6 protein-coding genes are annotated in these 19,636 nt (G+C 77.3%); 3 read left to right on the top strand and 3 right to left on the bottom strand.

Annotation, left to right across the window (positions count from 1 at the left end):
• Positions 1-103 precede the first annotated feature (103 nt).
• The 3 genes from ACYVO2_RS07010 to ACYVO2_RS07000 all read left to right on the top strand — a co-directional run bounded on the left by ACYVO2_RS07010 (position 104) and on the right by ACYVO2_RS07000 (position 15,061).
• Positions 104-12,271 (top strand): amino acid adenylation domain-containing protein, encoded by a 12,168-nt coding sequence (locus ACYVO2_RS07010; RefSeq protein ID WP_461006722.1) that lies wholly within the window; start codon positions 104-106, stop codon positions 12,269-12,271.
• A 133-nt stretch (positions 12,272-12,404) separates the two neighbouring features.
• Positions 12,405-13,817, top strand: coding sequence for an MFS transporter (locus ACYVO2_RS07005; RefSeq protein ID WP_461006721.1), 1,413 nt, complete (start codon positions 12,405-12,407; stop codon positions 13,815-13,817).
• Positions 13,814-15,061 carry an FAD-dependent monooxygenase gene (locus ACYVO2_RS07000; RefSeq protein WP_461006720.1) on the top strand — a complete coding sequence of 416 codons (1,248 nt, stop codon included), beginning with the start codon at positions 13,814-13,816 and terminating at the stop codon, positions 15,059-15,061. Before ACYVO2_RS07005 ends, ACYVO2_RS07000 begins: the two co-directional genes overlap by 4 nt.
• Before the next feature lie 97 nt (positions 15,062-15,158).
• Here the strand turns inward: ACYVO2_RS07000 and ACYVO2_RS06995 are convergent, their stop codons facing one another.
• From ACYVO2_RS06995 to ACYVO2_RS06985, 3 genes are read right to left on the bottom strand one after another with little or no spacing between them, the layout of a single operon-like run.
• Positions 15,159-15,851: a response regulator transcription factor gene (locus tag ACYVO2_RS06995; protein ID WP_461006719.1), complete on the bottom strand. Its 693-nt coding sequence runs from the start codon at positions 15,849-15,851 to the stop codon at positions 15,159-15,161.
• Positions 15,848-17,131 (bottom strand): sensor histidine kinase, encoded by a 1,284-nt coding sequence (locus ACYVO2_RS06990; protein ID WP_461006718.1) that lies wholly within the window; start codon positions 17,129-17,131, stop codon positions 15,848-15,850. Before ACYVO2_RS06990 ends, ACYVO2_RS06995 begins: the two co-directional genes overlap by 4 nt.
• Positions 17,128-19,407 (bottom strand): MMPL family transporter, encoded by a 2,280-nt coding sequence (locus tag ACYVO2_RS06985; RefSeq protein WP_461006717.1) that lies wholly within the window; start codon positions 19,405-19,407, stop codon positions 17,128-17,130. Before ACYVO2_RS06985 ends, ACYVO2_RS06990 begins: the two co-directional genes overlap by 4 nt.
• Positions 19,408-19,636 lie beyond the last annotated feature (229 nt).

Below are 19,636 nucleotides of genomic sequence, written 5' to 3'. Positions count from 1 at the left end.
GAACCGCGTCGCACCGGGTGCCGTCGTGAGGGGTGGGCGGTGGTCGCCCGTCCGGCCCGGGGCGTGGTGGCGCGGGCAGCACGTCGCGAGGGACGAAGGAACCATGACCGCACCGAACCCCGTCCGAACGCTGCCGCAGGTGCTGCTGGACGCCGCCGAGCGGGCCCCCGGCCAGACCGTCGTACATGTGCGCGGCGACGGCGGCGAGCGGACGGTGACCTTCGCCGAGCTGCGGGACGACGCGCTGCGCGTGGCGGGCGGCTGCCGTGCCGCGGGACTCACCCCCGGCACGCCGGTGCCGGTGCTCGCTGAGCGCGGAGAGGACTTCCAGTCGCTGTTCTGGGGCGCGCTCGCCGCCGGTCTGGTTCCCGTGCCGCTGCCGCCCGACGCCCGCCGGGTGGCGCCGGTGTGGGAGGCGCTGGGCAGGCCGCCGGTGCTCGGCGGGGACGCCGCCGCGGGCGTGCCGGACGGGGCGCGGGTGCTGCCGCTGCCGCGACTGCGGCAGGGCGCGGCCCTGTCCCGGCTGCCGGAGCCGGACCCGGGGGACGTGGCGTTCCTCCAGTTCTCCTCGGGCAGCACCGGCGCGCCCAAGGGCGTGGAGCTGACCCACGCCGCGGTCCTGGCCAACCTGGAGCAGATCCGGCGCGCCGCCGCGCTCACCGCCGACGACGTGGTGGTGAGCTGGCTGCCGTACTTCCACGACATGGGCCTGATCGGCACCCACCTGGCCCCGATGGCCGTGCGGATGCGGCAGGTCAGGCTGGAGCCGCTGACGTTCGCCAAACGCCCGGCGCTGTGGCTGGAGACCGCCTCCCGGCACCGCGCCACGCTGCTGGCGGGCGCCAACTTCGCGCTCGCCCTGGCGGCCCGGCGGATCCCGGACGAGACCCTGTCCGGCCTGGACCTGAGCGCGGTGCGGCTGCTGCTCGTGGGCGCCGAGCCGATCGCCCCCGCGGTGTGGCGGAGCTTCGCGGCCCGGACGCGCGCCGCGGGGCTGAGCGAACGCGCCCTGCTCCCGGTGTACGGGCTGGCCGAGGCCACCCTGGCGGTGACGTTCCCGCCGCTGGGCGAGGTCGCCGCGCCCCGGGCGCTGGACCGGGCCGCGCTCGCCCGCGGCCGGGCCGTGGACGCCGCGCCGGACGCCGCGGACGCGGTGGAGCTGATGGACCTGGGCCTGCCCGTGCCCGGGTGCCAGGTGCGGATCACCGGCGAAGGCGACCGGGTGCTGGACGAGGACCGGGTGGGCCACGTCCAGGTCCGCGGGCCGCAGGTGGCGCGCGGGTACCACCGGGCCGCCGACGCCACCGCGGCCGCGTTCGCCGACGGGGGCTGGCTGCGCACCGGGGACCTGGGGTTCCTGCGCGGCGGGCGGCTGTGCGTGACCGGCCGCCACAAGGACGTGGTGTTCGTCAACGGGCGCACCTTCCACGCGCCCGACCTGGAGCAGCTCGCGGCGGGCACCCCCGGGCTGCCCGCGGGCGCGGTCGCCGTGGTGGGGTGCACCGACCCGGTGGGCGGCGGGGAGCGGGTCGTCGTCTTCGTGCAGTGGGCCAGGCCGCCGCGCGCCGCGGCGCCCGCCGTGCTCGCGGAGACGGCGGCGCGGGTGCGGGAGGCGCTGGGCCACGACGACGTGCGGGTGCTGCCGCTGCCGCCCGCGGCGTTCCCGCGCACCACCAGCGGCAAGCTGCGGCGCGGCCTGATGCGCACGCGCTATCTGGCGGGCGGGTACGCCGCGGTGGAGGCCCGGTGGCGGCGGCCGGAGGAGCCGCAGGGACCGCCGGGACCGGCGTCGCCGCGCACCCGCTCCGCGGCCGAGGCCGCCGTCCGCGGCGTCTGGGCGCGGGTGCTGGGCCGCCCCGAGGACGGCATCGGCCCGCACCAGCGGTTCGCCGCCGCCGGGGGATCGTCGTTGCAGGCGATGGAGGCGCTGGCCGCGCTGGAGGACGCGTTCGGGGTGACGGTGCCGCCCGCGGCGCTGCGCGAGCACGACACGGTGGCCGCGCTCGCCGGGTACCTGCTCGCCCGGACCGCGCAGGCCCCCGCCCCGGCGCCCGCCCGCGCACCCGCCCGCCGCGGCGCCCCGCCCGTCGTCGCCGTCACCGCCATGGCCTGTCGCTTCCCCGGCGCCGACACCCCCGACGCCTTCTGGGACCTGCTCGCGGCGGGGCGCGACACCGTCACCGAGGTGCCCGCGGACCGCTGGACGCCCCCGGGCGACGGCGCCCGGTGGGGCGCGTTCCTGCCGGACCCGGCCGGGTTCGACGCCGAGTTCTTCGGCCTGGACGACGACGAGGCGCGCGCCACCGACCCGCAGGCCCGGCTCCTGCTGGAACTGGCCCACGAGGCCCTGGAGCGCGCGGGCCGCGCCGGGCCGAGGCGGGCGGGCCTGCGGGTGGGGGTGTTCGCCGCCGCGGGGGACAGCGGCTACCGGGAGCTGCTGGCCCGCGCCGGGGGAGGCGCGCTGCCCCCGGCCGCGCTCACCGGCAACCTGCCCGGGCTGCTGGCCGCGCGCGTCGCCCACCACCTGGACCTGACCGGCCCCGCGCTCACCGTCGACACCGCGTGCTCGTCCGCGCTGGTCGCCCTGCACCTGGCCCGCCGCGCCCTCCAGTCCGGCGAGTGCGACCTGGCCGTGGTCGGCGGGGTCAACCTCAACCTGACCCCCACCGGGTACGGCCTGCTCCACCGGGCGGGCGCCCTGTCGCCGACCGGCCGCTGCCGCCCGTTCGCCGACGGCGCCGACGGGTTCGTCCCCGGCGAGGGCGGCGCCGCACTCGTCCTGTCCCGGCTGGACGACGCCCACCGCCGCGGCGACCCGGTGCTGGCCCTGCTGCGCGGCACCGCGGTCAACAACGACGGCCGCTCCCTGAGCCTGCTCGCCCCCAACCCGGCCGGGCAGCGGCAGGTCGTCGCCGACGCGTACCGGGACGCCGGGGTGGACCCCGGCGCGGTCACCTACGTGGAGGCGCACGGCACCGGCACCGCCATCGGCGACCCCGTGGAGGCGGGCGCGCTCGGGCACGCCTTCCCGCCGCTCGCCGACGGCGGGACGCGGTGGCTGGGCTCGGCCAAGGCCAACGTGGGGCACCTGCTGAACGCCGCCGCCCTGCCGGGCCTGGTCAAGGTCGTGCTCGCCCTGGGCAGGCGGCAGTTGCCCCCGTCGCCGCACCCCGGCCCGCCCGCGCCTTACCTGCGCCGGGTGGCGCCCGGCTTCGCCGTCGTCACCGAGTGCCGCCCGTGGACGGGCCCCGGGCCGCTGACCGCGGGGGTCAACGCGTTCGGGTTCGGCGGCACGGGCGCCCACGCCGTCCTGGAGGAGGCCCCGCCTCGGCCGCCCGCGCCGCGGCCGCCCGAGGACGAGGGGCCGTGCCTGCTCACCCTGTCCGCCCGCGCCGCCCCGGCCCTGCGCGCCGCCGCCGGTGAACTCGCCGCGCACCTGCGGGCCGACCCCGGGCTGCGCGAGGCGGACGTGTGCGCGGCCGTCGGCTCCGCCCGCGACGAAGGGCCGCACCGCCTCGCCCTGGTGGCGCACGGCGACCTCGCCGAGCGCCTGGCGGCCGCCCCGCCCCCGAGCGCCGTGCCCGGGGTCCCCCCCAGGCTGGTGTTCCTGCTGCCCGGGCAGGGCGCCCAGCGCCCCGGGCGGGCCCGCGCCCTGTACCGGACCGCGCCGGTGTTCCGCGACACCCTGGAGGAGGCGTCCGGCCTCGCCGGGCCCCTGGCCGGGCGCACCCTGGCCGCCTGGTGCCTGGACGACGACGCCCCGCCGGACGGGGCGGCCCGCACCGACGTCGCCCAGCCCCTGCTGGTCGCGTACGGCGTGGCGCTGGCCCGGCAGTTGCGGGCGTGGGGGGTGGCGCCGGACGCGGTGGTCGGGCACAGCGTCGGCGAGATCGCCGCCGCCTGCGTCGCCGCGTCGCTCAGCCTCGCGGACGCCGTGCGGTTCGCCGCCGAACGCGGGCGCCTGGTGCGGGAGCTGGCCGCGCCCGGCGCGATGGCCGCCGTGCGCGGCGGGGAGGACACCGTGGCGGACCTGGTGGCTGCGGCGGACGGCGAGCTGTGCCTGGCCGCCGTCAACAGCCCCGCGCAGGTCGTGGTGGCGGGCACCGGGGAGGCGGTCGGCCGGGCCGTCGCCGAGCTGGCCGCGCGCGGGGTCGCCGCCCGCCGCCTGCGGGTGTCGCACGCCTTCCACTCGCCGATGCTGCGGCCCGTCCTCGACCCCCTCACCCGCGCCGCCCCGGCACCCTCGCCCGCGGCCGTGCCGCTGCTCAGCACCGCCACCGCCCGGTGGCAGCCCGCGCCGGACGCCCGGCACTGGCGGGAGCACGCGGTGCGTCCGGTGCGGTTCGCCGAAGCCGCCGCCCGCCTGCTGGACGAGGGCTACGACACCTTCGTCGAACTCGGGCCCGCCGCCACCCTGCCCGCGTCCGTCCGCGCCGTGGCGGCCGGACGGGGACGCGCCGCCGACGTGACCGCGCTCGCGACGGCGGACAGCGGCGCGGACGGTGGCGCGGACGGTGGCGCGGACAGCGGCCGGGCGCTGTTGCGCGCCGTCGGGCGGCTGTGGGCGCGCGGCGTCGCCCTCGACCGCGCGCGCCTGGACGCGGGCCGCCCCCGCGTGGCCGTCCCCACCTACCCGTTCCAGCGCCGCCGGTACTGGCCCGCGGCGCAGCCTCCCGCCCCCGCCGGGGACCTCCCGCCGCTGCACGCCCTGCGCTGGGACGACGCCGCGGCGGCCGACGGCGGCGACGGGCCGCGCAGCGTCCTGCTGGCCGGTCCCGACCACGCACTGGCCCGCGCCCTGACCCGGCGGCTGGCCGCCCGCGGCGTCACCGTCCACCGCGCCGAGGCGCCGGGCGACGCCCCGCCCCGCGACGTTCCGCCCTGCGACACCGCCGTGCTGCTGGCCGGTCCCGCCACCGACGACACCCTCACCGCGCTGGACGCCACCCGGCGCGCCGCCGTCACCGCCCTGCGCGGCCTGCTCCCTCACCTCGGCCCGGCCTGCACCCGCCTGCTGGCGGTCACCGAGGACGTGTACGCCACCGGCTCCGCCCCCGAGCGGCTCCGCCCCGCCCAGGCCCTGCTGACCGGGTTCGCCCTCGCGCTGTCCGCGGAGCGGCCCGGCCTGGCCGCGCACGCCGTGGACCTGTCCTCCCACGACGACCTGACGGCTCGTCTCGACGCCCTGGAACGGGAGCTGGCCGCAGGGGCCCCGCCCGCCCTCGGCGGCGCCGTCGCGTGGCGGGCGGGCCGCCGCCTCGCCCGCGTCCCGGCGCCCGTCACCACCGCCCCCCCGCCGCTCCCGCCGGACGGCGCCTACCTGATCACCGGGGGTGCGGGCGGGATCGGCGCCGCCCTCGCCCGGGACCTGGCCGCGCACGGCCGCCCCACCCTGGTCCTCGCCGGACGGTCCGCGGCCCCGCCCCGGGAGCTGCTGGCCGAGCTGCGGGCACTCGGCGCCACCGCCGAGTACCGGACGGCCGACCTCTCCCTGGAGGAGGGCGCCGACGCCGCCGTGGCCGGGCTGCCGCCGCTGGACGCCGTGTTCCACGCCGCCGGGGTGCTGCGCCCCGGCAGCCTGCGGGCCAAGCCGACCGCCGAGATCGAGGCCGTCCTCGCCCCGAAAGTGCGCGGCACCCACCTGCTGGACGCGGCCCTGCGGCGGCGCGGGCAGACACCCGCGGTGTGCCTCGCCCTGTCGTCGGTGTCCGCCGTGCTGCCCGGCCTGGCCGGAGCGCTCGGCGACTACGCCGCGGGCAACGCGTACCTCGACGCCTTCGCCGCCGCGGACCGGGCGCGCGGCGGACCGTGGCGGGCGCTGAACCTGCCCGCGGTGGACGGGACCGGCCTGGCCGCCGCGGGCGGAGGCGCCGCCACCCGCGGGGGAGCGGCGCTGCCGATCCGTGGCGCGCTCGCGGCCCTGCGCACCGCCTGCGCCACGGACACCGCCCAGCTTCTCGCGGCCGACCCGGCGTCACGCAGCGACGAGCCCGCACCCGCTGCCGCGTCCGCCGCGGCGGCCCCGGACGAACCCCGCGGCCTCACCTCCACCCTGCGCCACCTGCTGGCCGAGGCGCTCGGCCGCCCACCCGCCGCCATCGGCGACGACGAGCCGTTCCTCACCTTCGGCCTCGACTCGCTCACCGCCGTTGACCTGGTCAAACGGCTGGAATCCGAGCTCGGCCGCACCCTGCCCGCCACCCTGTTCTTCGAGCACCGGACGATCGGCGAACTGGCCGCACACTTGGCGGGGGAGTCGGCGGGGGAGTCGGCGGCAACGCCCGTCGGTGAACCTCTCGTCGGACCTGCGGACGAATCCGTCTTCAAACATCCGGCCAAACATGGCGCCAAACATGGAGCTAAGCACCACTCCAAACACGGGGGCAAACAATGCGACAACCCTGTGCACAAACTGGCGGACAAACCTGCGCACACACCTGAGAGCAAGCTTGTACTCAACCCGCCAGCCAAACAAGCATTCAAACCGGAGTTCAATCCCGACCCCGACCCCGATCCCGCCCCCGATCCCGCCCCCTTCCCCCTCACCCCCCTCCAACTCGCCTTCCACACCACCGCCCGCCTGTTCCCGGACGTGCCCGCCTACGGCTACGTCCGCCAGACCGTCCGCGGCCCCCTGGACACCGCCCTGCTCGGTGAGGCGCTGGCGTTCCTCGAGGCCCGCCATCCCATGCTCCGGATGCGCCTCACACCCGGCGGGGGCACGGACCCCCGGCAGTACTCGGTCCCGGCCCGGCCCGGCGCCGTGCCCGCCTGGTTCTGCGTCCGTGCGGTGCTCGGTCCCGTGGCGCTGGACGACCTGGAGCGGGAGCTGTGCAACCGCCCGTTCGACCTGGTGGCGGGCCCGCCGCTGCGCGCCGTCCTCGCCCGGGAGAGCGCGGAGCTGGCCCACCTGGTGCTGGTCGTCCACCACGCCGCCGCCGACGGGTTCAGCCTGAACGTCCTCGGCGAGGAGCTGTGGCACGTCTACACCTGCCTGCACCACGGCCGCACCCCGTCGCTGCCGCCGCGCGCGGAGTTCGCCGACTACGCGAACGCCGTCGCGGCGGAACGCTCCTCCGCCGGGTTCGCCGACGACCTGCGCCACTGGCGCGAACTGCTCGCCGCCCGCGCCGCGCACACCGGCCCCGCCGCCCTGCCCCACGACGGCCACGGCGCTCCGGACGGGCCGCCGGCGCCGCCGTTCCTCACCCACCGGGTCGCGACCGATGCCGTGCTCACCGCCGCGCTGCGGGAGCGGGCCGCGGCCTGCGGCGTCTCCCTGTTCCACCTGCTGCTCGCGGGCTACGTGCGCTGCCTGGCGCGGTGGAGCGGACGCCCCGACGTCGCCGTCAACGTCGCCCGCGCCCGCCGCGAGATCCGGCTGCCCGGCGTCGAACGGCTCGTCGGCCCGCTCGCCGACACCCTGCCCGTCCTGATGCGCGTCGATCCTGGCGAGCCGGTGGGGGAGCTGGCCGGGCGGCTGCGGCGCGAGTGGCTCGACGGGGAGCGGCACGCACGGGTGGGCAGCACCGACCTGGCCCGGCTGCTGCCCGCCACCGGGGCGGCGCCCCGCACCGCGGGATGGGCGGGCTTCAGCTTCGCCCGCTTCCCCGTCACCCGCGACCCCGGCTGCCCTGTCGAGGTCACCCCGTCGGCGGCAGGTACCGCCACCGCGGCCACCCGGCTCGGCCTGCTGGGCTGGGAGGCCGACGGCACCCTGCACTTCTCCTGGACCCACCCGTCCCGCCTGCTCACCCCCGGGACGGTCGAGCGCCTGGCCAAGGAGCACCTGGCGGAACTCGCCGCCCTGGCCGAAGGCACCGAACCGGCCGGAAACGACGACGTGGTCGCCCCCGTGCCCGCACCCCTCCGCGGCTCCCCGCCCCCCGGTATCGTCACCCGCCTGTGCGCCCGCCTGCGCGCGGCCCCCGACCGCGTCGCCGTCGCCGCGGGGGAGAGGCGCACCACCTACGGCGAGTTGGACCGGGCCTCCGCCGCCCTCGCCGCCCGTCTGCGCGCCGCCGGGGTGCGGCCCGGTGACCTGGTCGGCCTGCTCACCGAGCCCGGGGCGGACACCGTCACCGGCGTCGTCGGCATCCTCCGCGCGGGCGCGGGCTGGGTGCCGCTGGACGCCGCGCACCCCGCCGCGCGGTTGCGCGACCAACTGGCCCGCGCCGGGGCGCGCGCCGTGGTCTGCCACGCCGCCACCCGCGCCGCCGCCTCCGCCCTGCCCGGCCTCACCGCGGTCGCCGCCGACGCCCCGGTCCGCCCCGACGCCCCGGTCCCGCCGGACGCCCCGGTCCCGCCCGGCGCCCCCGCCGTGCCCGAGGCGGACCCGGACCCCGGCGCCGTCGCCTATGTCATCTTCACCTCGGGCTCCACCGGCCGCCCCAAGGCCGTGCCCATCACCCACCGCTCGATGGCGAACTACCTGGACTGGGCCGTGTCCGCCTTCGGCTACCGGCCCGGTGACCGGCTCGCCCAGACCGCGTCCGTGTGCTTCGACGCGTCCGTCCGGCAGCTCCTCGCCCCGCTGCTCGCCGGGGCCGCCGTGCACACCGTGCCCCGCGAGCTGCTGCGCGACCCGGACGCGCTGCTGGACCGGCTGGTGGCCGACCGCGTCACCGTGTGGAGTTCGGTGCCCGCGCTGTGGGAGCGCCTGCTCGCCGCCGCCGAGGCCCGGGTGCGGCGCGGCGGGCCACTGCCCGACCTGACGGCGCTGCGCTGGATCCACGTGGGCGGCGAGGCCCTGTCCGCCGCGCATGTGCGCCGCTGGTACGACCTGTTCGGGCCCGCCGCGGCCGGGCACCGCTTCTCCAACCTGTACGGGCCCACCGAGGCCACCGTCAACGCCACCTGTCACATCGTCACCTCCCGTCCCGGCGACGACGAGCACACCGTCCCCATCGGCCGCCCCGTCGCGGGCACCGAGCTGGTGCTGGTCACGGCCGACGGGCGGCCCTGCGCCCCCGGCGAGGCGGGTGAACTCCTCATCGGCGGCGTCGGCCTGACCCCCGGCTACCTCGGCGAGCCCGAGCTGACGGCGGCGGCGTTCACCGAGCGGGACGGGCGGCGCTGGTACCGCAGCGGGGACCGGGTGCGCCGCCGCCCCGACGGCGCGCTGGAGTTCCTGGGCCGCGTGGACGACCAGGTCAAGATCCGCGGCCACCGGGTGGAGCCCGGCGAGGTCGAGGCGGTGCTGCGCACCCACCCGGACGTGGCGCACACCGCCGTGGTGCCGGTGGACGGCCGCCTGACGGCGTTCGTGGTGCCCCGCGCGGGACGGCCCGCCCCGGACACCGCCGCCCTGCGCGCCCATCTCGCCCGCACCCTGCCCGCCTACCTGCTCCCGGCGCGCGTCCACCACACGGCGGCGCTGCCGGTGACCGGCAACGGAAAGGTGGACCGCCGCCGCCTCGCGCGAACCCCGGCCGCCCCGGCCGCGTCCCCCCGCCCCGGCGGGGAGCCGGACACGCCCACCGAACGCGTCCTCGCCCGCGTCTGGTCCGAGCTGCTGGACGTACCCGCGCCCGGCCGCGACGACGACTTCTTCGCCCTCGGCGGCGACTCCCTGCTCATCCTGGAGCTCTTCGCCCGCCTGGAAAAGGAGCTGCCCGCCCTGCCCCGGCCCACCGCCGCCTACACCCACAGCACCCTGTCCGCCCTCGCCGCCGCCATCGACGCCACCCCCGCCCCCGTCCCCGCTCACCTTCCCGCCGCGCCCGCGGACACCCCGGCACCGGACACGGCCCCCTTCCCCGCCCCCTTCCCCCTCACCCCCACCCAGCGCGGCTTCCTCCTCGCCGAGACCATCGCCCCCGGCAGCGGCTCCGCCTGGCTCGCCCGGCTGCGGCTGACCGGCCCGCTGCGCCCCGACGTCCTCCAGCGCGCGGTGGACGCCCTCGTCGTCCGCCACCCCATGCTGCGCACCGTCTTCCCGTCCGGCGCGCGCCCGCCCGTCCAGCAGGAGCTGCCGCCGTCCCTGCGGCTCCCCGTGGACGTGGAGAAGCTGACGAGCCGTCAGATCCTGGACGAGCGGGTCGCCGAGGAGCGCCGCCACCGGTTCGCCCCCTGGTCCTGGCCGCTGCTGCGGCTGCGGGTGTTCACCCTCGGCCCGGACGAGCACGTCCTGCTGGTGCACGCCCACCACCTCATCGGGGACGGGTACAGCGCGGCCCTGTTCGGACGGGAGCTGCTCACCGCCTACGACCGGCTGCTGCGCGGCGAGCCCGCCGCCGGGGCGCCGCCCCGCTCCAGCTTCCGCGACCATGCCCTGGCGCTGGCCCGCCGCGCCGACGGCCCGTCCCGCCCCGACCCGGCCGCCGCCGCGTGGCGGGCCCGCCACGCCGCCCCCTACGAGCCGCCCGTCCTCCGCCCCGGCGACGGCGAAGGCGACGGGGCGGGGGCGACCTGGCACACCGCGGGCCTCACCCTCGACGCGGAGCGCACCGGCGACCTGCGCGCGCTCGCCGCCGAGGCGGGCACCACCCTCCACGCCCCCGTGCTGACGGCGTACTACCGGGCGCTGACCGAGCTGACCGGCCGCCGCGACCTCGTCCTCGGCCTCGCCGTCTCCGGCCGCGACCACGCCCTGCCCGACGCGCACCGCGTGTTCGGCCCCTTCGCCACGGCCGTTCCGCTGCGCCCCGCCGCCCCCGGCAGCCCCGCCCCCGGCAGCCCCGCCCCCGGCAGCCCCGGCACCGGCAGCCCCGGCACCGGCGACCGCGCCCGCACCTTCCGCGACGACCTGCGCCGCGTCGCCGCCGAGGCCACCAGGGCCCGCACCCACGGCACCGGCCCGCTCCCGCCCGGCGCGGGCATCCCCGCCGCCGCCCAATTCTTCTTCACCTACCTGGACTTCTCCGCGCTCGGCCCGCTCACCGGGGACACCCTCGCCCTGGAGTGGGACGGCACCGACACCGAGACCACCCCGCCGCCGGTCGGCACCGACGTCTTCCTGGCCGCCCGCCCGGACGGCGACGGCCTGCGCCTGACCCTGCGCGCCCATGCCGCCGCCCTGACCCCCGGCGGTCTCGACGCCTTCCGGCGCACCCTGCTCCGCCACCTCACCCGCCCCGCACCGCGGCACCCACGACCGCGCCCGCCCCGCCCCGTCCTGGACGCCGCCCTGGTCGGCTACCTCCCCGCCCCCGCCGACCTGGCCCGGCACACCGGCCTGCCCCTCGACGCGCTGCCCCGCGAGCAGGTGCGCGCCACCCTGTTCCCCGACGGCGCGCCCCGCCTGCTGGAGCACGCCACCACCCCGCTCGGCCGCTCCGGGTTCCTGGCCCTGCCGCTGTTCGCCGACGAACTCGCCCCGGGGCCCGCCCTCACCGGGCACACCGCCCGCGCCGTGGCCCGGGCCGCGTCACTCGGCGCCCGCTGCGTCTCCCTCGCCGGGATGATCCCCGCCCTGACCGGCTACGGCTACGAGGTGCTGCGCGCGCCCGGCGGCGACGCCACCGCGGTCACCACGGGACACGCCACCACCGCCGTCTCCGTGGTGCGGACCGTGCACGCGGCCCTGGCGGCCACCGGGCGGGACCTGGCCGCGCTGACCGTCGCCGTGGTCGGCTGCGGCAGCATCGGCACGTCCTCCCTCGACCTGCTGCTCACCCTCGCCCCCGAGCCGCCCGACCGGCTGGTGCTGTGCGACGTCGCGGGCAGCGCGCCCCGCCTGGCCGCGCTCGCCGCCGACCTGCGCGCCCGCGGCCTGGCCCGCGCCGTGGAGACGGCGGAGGCCGCGCCGGGCCTCCCCGCCCGCGTCCTCGACGCCGACCTGCTCATCACCGCCGTCGGCGGCGGCCCGGCCACCCCGCTGGACCCCGGGCGACTGCGGCCGGGCGCGATCGTCGTGGACGACTCGTTCCCGCACTGCTTCGACACCGCCGCCGCCCTGGACCGCATGCGGCGGAGCCGCGACGTGCTGCTGGTCGGCGGCGGGCTGCTGGCCGCGGGCCCCACCGAGCACCACCTCGCCGACGACCTGCCGCCCGAGGCCGCGGCCGCCCACACCGCCCACCCGCGGCTGCCCGGCACGATCGCCTCCTGCCGCCTGGAGTCCCTGCTGCACGCCGCCGGGGAGCCGCTGCCGCCGGTCCACGGCCTGGTCACGGCCCGCCACGCGCTCGCCCACTGGGAGGCGGCCACCGCCCGCGCGATCCGGCCCGCGCCCCTGCACCTGCTGCACCACCCCGTGGACCCGGCCACGCTCACCGCGCTGCCCGGCACCCCGCGGCCGGCCGTGGTGCGCAGGCACCAGGACACGTGAGCGGCTGGTCCGGACGCACCAGGGGAGGACGGCGACGGGAGACGATGCCCGGCTGAGGCGCCGCGGGAGAGCGTGGAAGGCGCGCGAATCACGCGCGTTCCCCTCGTCCGGCGGTGTCTGGAGTGATCAGCAGGTGACGAACAGGACGTCCACGTCCGAGGCTTCGGTTTCCCCGGTCCGCATCGGCAGGCTGCCGATCGCCGCCCTCGGCGTCCTGGCGCTCGCTCTCGGCGCCCTGCAATCGGTGGTGGAGCCCGCGCTCCCGCTGCTGCAACGCGAGTTGGGCGTCAGCCCCGCCGAAGGGGCACTGGTCGGCAACACGTTACTGATCACCGGCGCGGTCATCACACCCGTCGCGGGCAAACTCGGCGACCGCTACGGCGGAAAGCGGGTGCTGGTCCGGCTGATGGCGGTGGTCTCGGCCGGCGGTCTGCTGGCCAGCCTGGCGCCGAACCTGCCGGTGCTGCTGCTCGGTCAGGTGTTGCAGGGCGTCATGGTGGGCGCGCTGCCCCTCTCGTTCATCCTGGTGCGCAAACACCTCCCGGCAGGTGCGTCACAGGTGGCGATCGGGTTGGTGTTCGCGCTGTTCACGGGCGGCGGCATGGTGGGGACGGTGATCGCCGGGCCGATCGCGGAAGGACTGTCCTGGCACGGGATGTTCGCGCTGCCGACGATCGCGATCATCGCGACGACGCTGGTCGTGACCCGGCTGATGCCGCACGATCCGCCGATCCGGTCGGACAGCCCGATCGACTGGCCCGGCGTGCTCCTGCTGAGCGGCACCCTGCTCGCGTTCATGCTCGGGCTCGTGACGGTGACGGGCCACGGCCTGCCGCCCTTCGCGATCGGCGCCATCGCGGTGGCCGTGGCCGCCCTCGCGACCGGATGGGTCGCGGTCGAGCGCCGGGCCCCCTCGCCGATGGTCGATCTGCGCATGCTGGCGAAACCCGCGATGTGGCGCGCGTGCGTGCTCACCTTCGTCATGACCACCAGCTTCGGGATGGTGCTCTTCCTGCTCCCGCAGTTGTTCGCGGCGTCGGGCGACGGGTACGGCTTCGGGGCCGACACCACCGAGATCGGACTGCTCCTGATGCCCGGCGCCGTCATTGGGGCGGTGAGCGACTCGGTCAGCGGGGTCGCGGCGCGGCGTTTCGGTCCGCGTGCCGTGGTCATCGTGGGCGCCGTCGTCACGGCGGTCACCATGACCGCCCTGGCGTGGCAGCACACCGCGGCGTGGCAGCTCGTCCTCGCGAAGGTGCTGACCGCGTTCGCCGTGGGCGTCGGCACCACGGCGCTGCTCGCCGGCACCGCCACCGCCGTCGGGACCGGGGACACCGGCATCGCCACCAGCCTGCTCGTGGTGACCCGCGTGATCGGCGTCGCCGTGGGCGTCCAGATCGGCGGCGCGATCCTCGCCGCCGGGGCCGACCCGGCGACGGGCCAACCGGCCGAACCGGCCTTCGTCACGGGTTTCGCCGTCGCCGGCCTCGTCGCCGCACTGTCACTGCTCGTCGTCCGTGTCAACAGGGATGGAGTCCAGGCATGACACCCAACGGTCTTCCGGCCGGTCTTTCGGCCGGTCTTTCGGCGGACGCGCGCGCCACGGCGAAGCGCGAAGTCCTGATCTGCGGGGCCGGTGTCTCCGGTCTCGCGCTGGCGTACTGGCTGCGCCGGTCCGGATGCGCGGTCACCGTGGTGGAGAAGGCGGGCGCGCTGCGCGACGGCGGCTACCCGATCGACGTCCGCGGCACCGCTACGGAGGTGGTCCGGCGGATGGGGATACTGCCGCGGCTGAAGGACGCGCACATCGAAACCCGTCGCTGCACATTCCTGCACGCCGACGGCGGCGCGGTGGCCTCGGTCAGCCCGCACGCCGTCGCCGGCAGTGCCGAGGGACAGGACCTGGAGGTGAGTCGCGGGGATCTGGCCGCGATCCTCCACGGGTTGGTGCGCGACGACGTGGAGTTCCTGTTCGGCGACTCCGTCGACACCCTCCACCAGTCCGCACACGGCGTCGATGTCGTCTTCCGCGGTGGGCGACGGCGCGGGTACGACCTGGTGGTCGGCGCCGACGGCACGCACTCGCGGACCCGGGAGTCCCTGTTCGGCCCCGAGGAGCGGTTCCACCGTTACCTCGGCTACTGCTTCGCCGTCTTCACCGTGCCGAACACCTTCGGGCTCTCCCGCGAGCTCGTGCTGTGGAACACCCCGGGGAGAGCCGCCGCCCTCTACGCCGTCGGGGACGACGACGAACTGCACGCCTTCCTGACCTTTCACCGACCGGAGCCGCCGCACGAGCACCTCCGGGACCCCGACGCCCAGCGGGACCTGGTCGCCGCGGCCTTCGCCGGCGCGGGATGGGAGGTCCCCGGCCTGGTCGCCGCCATGCGCGACGCGGACGACCTCTTCTTCGACACGGCCGGGCAGATCCGCATGCCCCACTGGTCCAGCGGCCGCGTCGCGCTCGTCGGCGACGCCGCGTACGCGCCCTCGTTCCTCACCGGCCAGGGCACGAGCCTCGCGCTGGTCGGCGCCTACATGCTCGCCAACGCCCTGGCCGCGAACCGGGACCACACCGTGGCCTTCGCCGGCTACGAACGCGACCTCCGCGGGTTCGTGGCCATGAATCAGGCACTGGTCGGCAACGGCGCGGCCACGCTCTTCCCCACCACGGCGCGGGCCCTGGAGCGACGCAACACCATGCTGCGCGACCTCGTCACCATGCCCGCCGCGCCGGCGCGACCGGCCCACTCGGCCCTCGCGCTGCCGGACTTCCCCCCGACGCCGTGACCCGGCACGGCAGTCGCACCCGGCTCGGGGCCCGACCCGCCGCCGCTCCCGTGCGCGGCCGGTCGCGGGCAGCCGCCGAAGGGCCCCGGCGCCGGACTCACGACAGGCGGTCGCCGCCGCCGTCGGGGGTGGCGCGGGCCAGGCCCGTCCGGTAGGCGATGACGACGAGTTGCGCCCGGTCGCGGGCCTCCAGCTTCGTCATGGCGCGCTGCACATGGGCGCGGACCGTGAAGGGGCTGAGGAACATCCGCTCGGCGATCTCCTGGTTGGACAGGCCGGTCGCGACCAGGGCCACCATCTCGCGTTCGCGCGGGGTGAGCGAGGCGAGCCGTTCCGGGTGGCGCGGCGGGGCGTCCTCCGGCGTGGCCAGGAAACGGGCGACCAGGGAGCGGGTCGCGGCGGGGGACAGCAGCGTGTCGCCGGCGGCGATCGTGCGCACGGCGTCCAGCAGGTCCTCCACCCCGATGCCCTTGCCGATGAAGCCGCCGGCCCCCGCGCGCAGCGCCTGGGCGACGTACTCGTCGGTCTCGTAGGTGGTGAGGATCAGGATGCGGCTGGCACGCAGCTCCGGGTCCGCGCAGATCTCCGCCGTGGCGGTGAGACCGTCCACCTCGGGCATGCGGATGTCCATGAGCACCACGTCCGGGCGCAGCTCCCGGGTGAGCCGCACCGCCTCCCTGCCGTCGCCGGCCTCGCCGACCACGGTGATGTCGTCGGCGGTCTCCAGCAGCATCCGGAAGGCGCCGCGCAGCAGGGCCTGGTCGTCGGCGAGCAGCACCCGGAGCGTCACGGCGCGTCCCCGTCCTCTCCGCCGCCCGGCTGTCCCCCGCCCGCCGTCCCGCCCGCCGTCCCGTCGGCCGTCCGCGTCGGGTCCTTGGCGGGCGGGAGGGGCAACTCGGCGGAGACGAGGAAGCCGCCCTCCGGGCGCCTGCCCGCGGAGAGCCGCCCCCCGACCGCGGTGGCGCGTTCCCGCATCCCGATCAGACCGTAACCGGGCGGGCGGTCCGGCGCCGTGGACGCGGCCGGCGCCGCGCCGCCCCCTCCGTCGTCGGCGACGGTGATGGTCACGCGATCACGGTCCCAGGCGAGGCCCACCCGGGCGCCACCGGTGCCGGCGTGCTTGGTCACGTTGGTCAAAGCCTCCTGGACGATGCGGTAGGCGGTGAGGTCCACCCCCGGCGGCAGCGGCCTGGCCGTGCCCCGCTGGTGCACCGTCACCTCCAGACCCGCGCGGCGGAAGGACTCGAGGAGCGTGGGGAGCCGGGACAGCCCCGGCGCCGGTTCCGCGGGCTCGGCCGCGTCCCCGGACTGGCGCAGCAGACCCACCGTGGCCCGCAGTTCGTCGAGCGCGTCGCGGGTGGTCTCGACGAGCTCCCGCACGCTCTGGCGGGCCTGCTCCGGGCGGGCGTCGAAGAGGTGGGCGGCGACCGTGGCCTGCGCGTTGGCCAGGGTGATCTGATGGGCCACCAGGTCGTGCAGCTCCCGGGCGATGCGCACCCGTTCCTCGGCCACTCTCCGGCGCGCCTCGCTGTCCCGGCTCTCCTCGGCCCGCCGGGCCCGCTCCTCCACGGCCGCCAGATAGGCCCGCCGGTTCCGCGCCGAGTGACCGAGCGCGGCGGCCACCAGCGGGAACGCCGCCACCGCCCCCATCCTGGTGGCGTCCTTCCAGGAGAGGGCCCCGAGCAAGGGGGCGAAGGCGACCAGCAGCGCCACGGAGGTGAGCGACACCGCGCTCACCGAGTGGCGTTCGGTGCGCGAGGTGAGCGAGTAGGCGGCGATCACGGCGGGGGCCACGACGAGCGGACTCAGCAGGAGGTCCAGGAACGGCACCAGCACGCCGCACGCGGCCGTGGCGGCCATGGCGGCCAGGGGCGCCCTGTGCCGCAGCGGCAGCACGGCACAGGACGCCACGGCGATGAGGTAGGCGGCGGCGGGCGGCGCCGACAACGTGCCGCCGTCGTCCGTCAGCACGCCGTTGAACAGGCAGAGCGCGAACGCCGTCGCCGTGATCGCCGCCTCCCGCCACCACGCGCCACGCGGTCGCGGGCCACCGCCGCCCGGGTTCTTCACGGCCGGGTCGGTGTCGGCCGGAGGGGAGCCGCGGCGCCGGTCGCGGCGGCCGGGGCATGCCGGTTCAGTGCCTCACCCTCGATGTCCACATCCGGCAGCACACGGTCCAGGATACGAGGCAGCCACCACGCCCGGCGGCCGAGCAGCGCCAGGACCGCGGGTGCGATCGCCATCCGCACCACGAAGGCGTCGAAGGCGACGGCGGAGGCCAGGCCAACACCCATCGTCTGGATGGTGGGGCTGGTCATCCCGATGAACCCGGCGAACACGCTGATCATGATGATCGCCGCCGCGGCCACCACACGCCCGCTGTGCCGGAAGCCGCTGACGATCGCCTCGCCGGGGGACGCGCCGTGGACGTATGCCTCCCGCATCCGGGTGAAGAGGAAGACCTCGTAGTCCATGGCGAGGCCGAACACTATGCCGATGACGAGGATCGGCATCAGCGACATGACCGGCCCCGTCTGCTCGATGCCGATCAGGTCCGCCGCCCAGCCCCACTGGAAGACGGCGACGAGGACCCCGAAGGCGGCGCCCACCGACAGCAGGAAACCGAGCGCGGCCTTGACCGGGACCAGGACCGAGCGGAAGACCACCGTCAGCAGGAGCACCGCCAGGCCGATGACCACGGTCAGATAGGGGAGCAGGGCGTCGGACATGGCTTCGGAGATGTCGATGTTCAGCGCGGTGGTGCCGGTGACCAGGACGTCGGCGCCGGTGTCGGCCTCGACGCCGGAGACCGTGCCCCGGATCGCGTGCACCAGGTCCTTGGTCTCGCCGCTGTTCGGCGCGGTCCGCGGGACGGCGGTGAGGACGGCCGTGTCCCCGGTCCGGCTGAGGACCGGAGCACCGACCGACGCGACCCCGTCCACCGCCCGCACGGTCCTGGCGACCAGGTCGGTGGCGGCCCGGGTGTCAGCGGACTGCGAGGTGTCCACGACCACGGTCAGCGGGCCGTTGAAGCCGGGGCCGAAGCCTTCCGACAGCAGGTCGTAGGCACGGCGCTGGGTGGTCTCCACCGACTTGGACTCGTCTCCCGGCAGCCCCAGTTCCAGGCTCAGCGCCGGTACGGCGACGGCGCCCAGACCGAGTCCGGCGACCAGCAGCACGGCCACCGGCCGGCGCAGCACGAACCGCGCCCAGCGGGTGCCGAGCCCGGCCCGGCCGGCCGCGGCGGGCACGGGGCGCGGGCGCTCGCCTCCCGGCCGGGTGGCCTTGCGGACGGCGCGGGACAGGACGCCTCCCCGCGCCCGCGGCTTCGCTCGGGAAGGGGACACCTTCTTGCCGAAGAAGCCGAACAGCGCGGGGACCAGGGTCAGTGCGACGAGCACCGCGACGGCCACCGCGCCCGCGCCGCCCAGGCCCATCCTGGTGAGTTCGGGGATGCCGACCACCCCCAGCCCGGCCAGGGCGATGACCACGGTCGCGCCGGCGAAGACGACGGCGGATCCGGCCGTGCCCACCGCCCGGCCGGCGGCCTCCTCCGGCTCGCTGCCCCGGGCCCACTCGTCGCGGAACCGGGAGAAGATGAAGAGCGCGTAGTCGATGCCGACCGCGAGACCCAGCATCAGCGCCAGGATGGCGACGGTGGACGTCAGGCCCAGCGGCACGGCCAGCGCGGTGATCAGGCAGAAGGCGATGGCCACACCCAGGAAGGCGGTCAGCAGCGGCAGTCCGGCCGCGGCCAGCGACCCGAGGGTGAGCACCAGCACCACCGCCGCCACCACCACGCCGATGATCTCCGTCGTACCGCCCAGTTCCTCCTCCGAGTCCAGGGCCGAGCCGCCGATCTCCACGGTCAGCCCCGCGTCCCTGGCCCGGTCGGCGGCGTCCTCCAGGGCGCTCTTCGCCGGCTCGGTCAGGTCCACGGCGTCCGCGGTGTAGGTGATCGTGGAGTAGGCGATGGTGCCGTCCTCGCTGACGGCGCCGGTCGCGTAGGGGTCGGTGGCCGACGCGACCTGTTCGCCCCCGTCCAGGGAGCCGAGCGCGTCCTCGACGGCCGCCCTGTGCTCCCTGGCCGTCACCCGCTGCCCGTTCGGGGCCTGGAACACCAAACGGGCCTCGGCGCCCTGGGAGTTGCTCTCGGGGAAGCGCTCGTCCAGCAGGTCGAACGCCCGCTGCGACTCGGTGCCGGGCATGGAGAGGTCCTCCTCCTGCCCGGCCGGCGCCACGGCGGCGGCGACCCCGGCCAGCACCAGGACGCCCAGCCACAGACCGCTCACCAGCCGGCGCCGCCGGAAGGCCCACCGTCCGATCCGGTAGAGAAATGTCGCCACTTGTCGATCACTCCAGACAGCACTGGGCGAGGGGGATGCGCGGGATTCACGCGGCTCCCACACTCCCTTCCGGCGCCCCGCCGGGCATCGTCTCCCGCCGCCGTCCTCCGCTGGTGCGCCCGGACCAGCCACTGACCCGTCCTGGTGCGTACGCACTACGGGCCGACGAGGGCTTCGACGGGGGCTGACCTGGAGTTCGGTGACCGGGGCCGCGGCCGGACCGCCGCGT

The sequence above is a fragment of the Streptomyces capparidis genome (assembly GCF_054782095.1).
The sequence above is the reverse complement of the archived record's forward strand: the minus strand, read 5'-3'. Positions and strand labels throughout refer to the sequence as shown.

What these genes read in the sequence shown, in the direction of transcription:
- ACYVO2_RS07010 (WP_461006722.1), top strand. Translation starts at nt 104, where the DNA reads ATGACCGCACCGAACCCCGTCCGAACGCTGCCGCAGGTGCTGCTGGAC.
- ACYVO2_RS07000 (WP_461006720.1), top strand. Translation starts at nt 13,814, where the DNA reads ATGACACCCAACGGTCTTCCGGCCGGTCTTTCGGCCGGTCTTTCGGCG.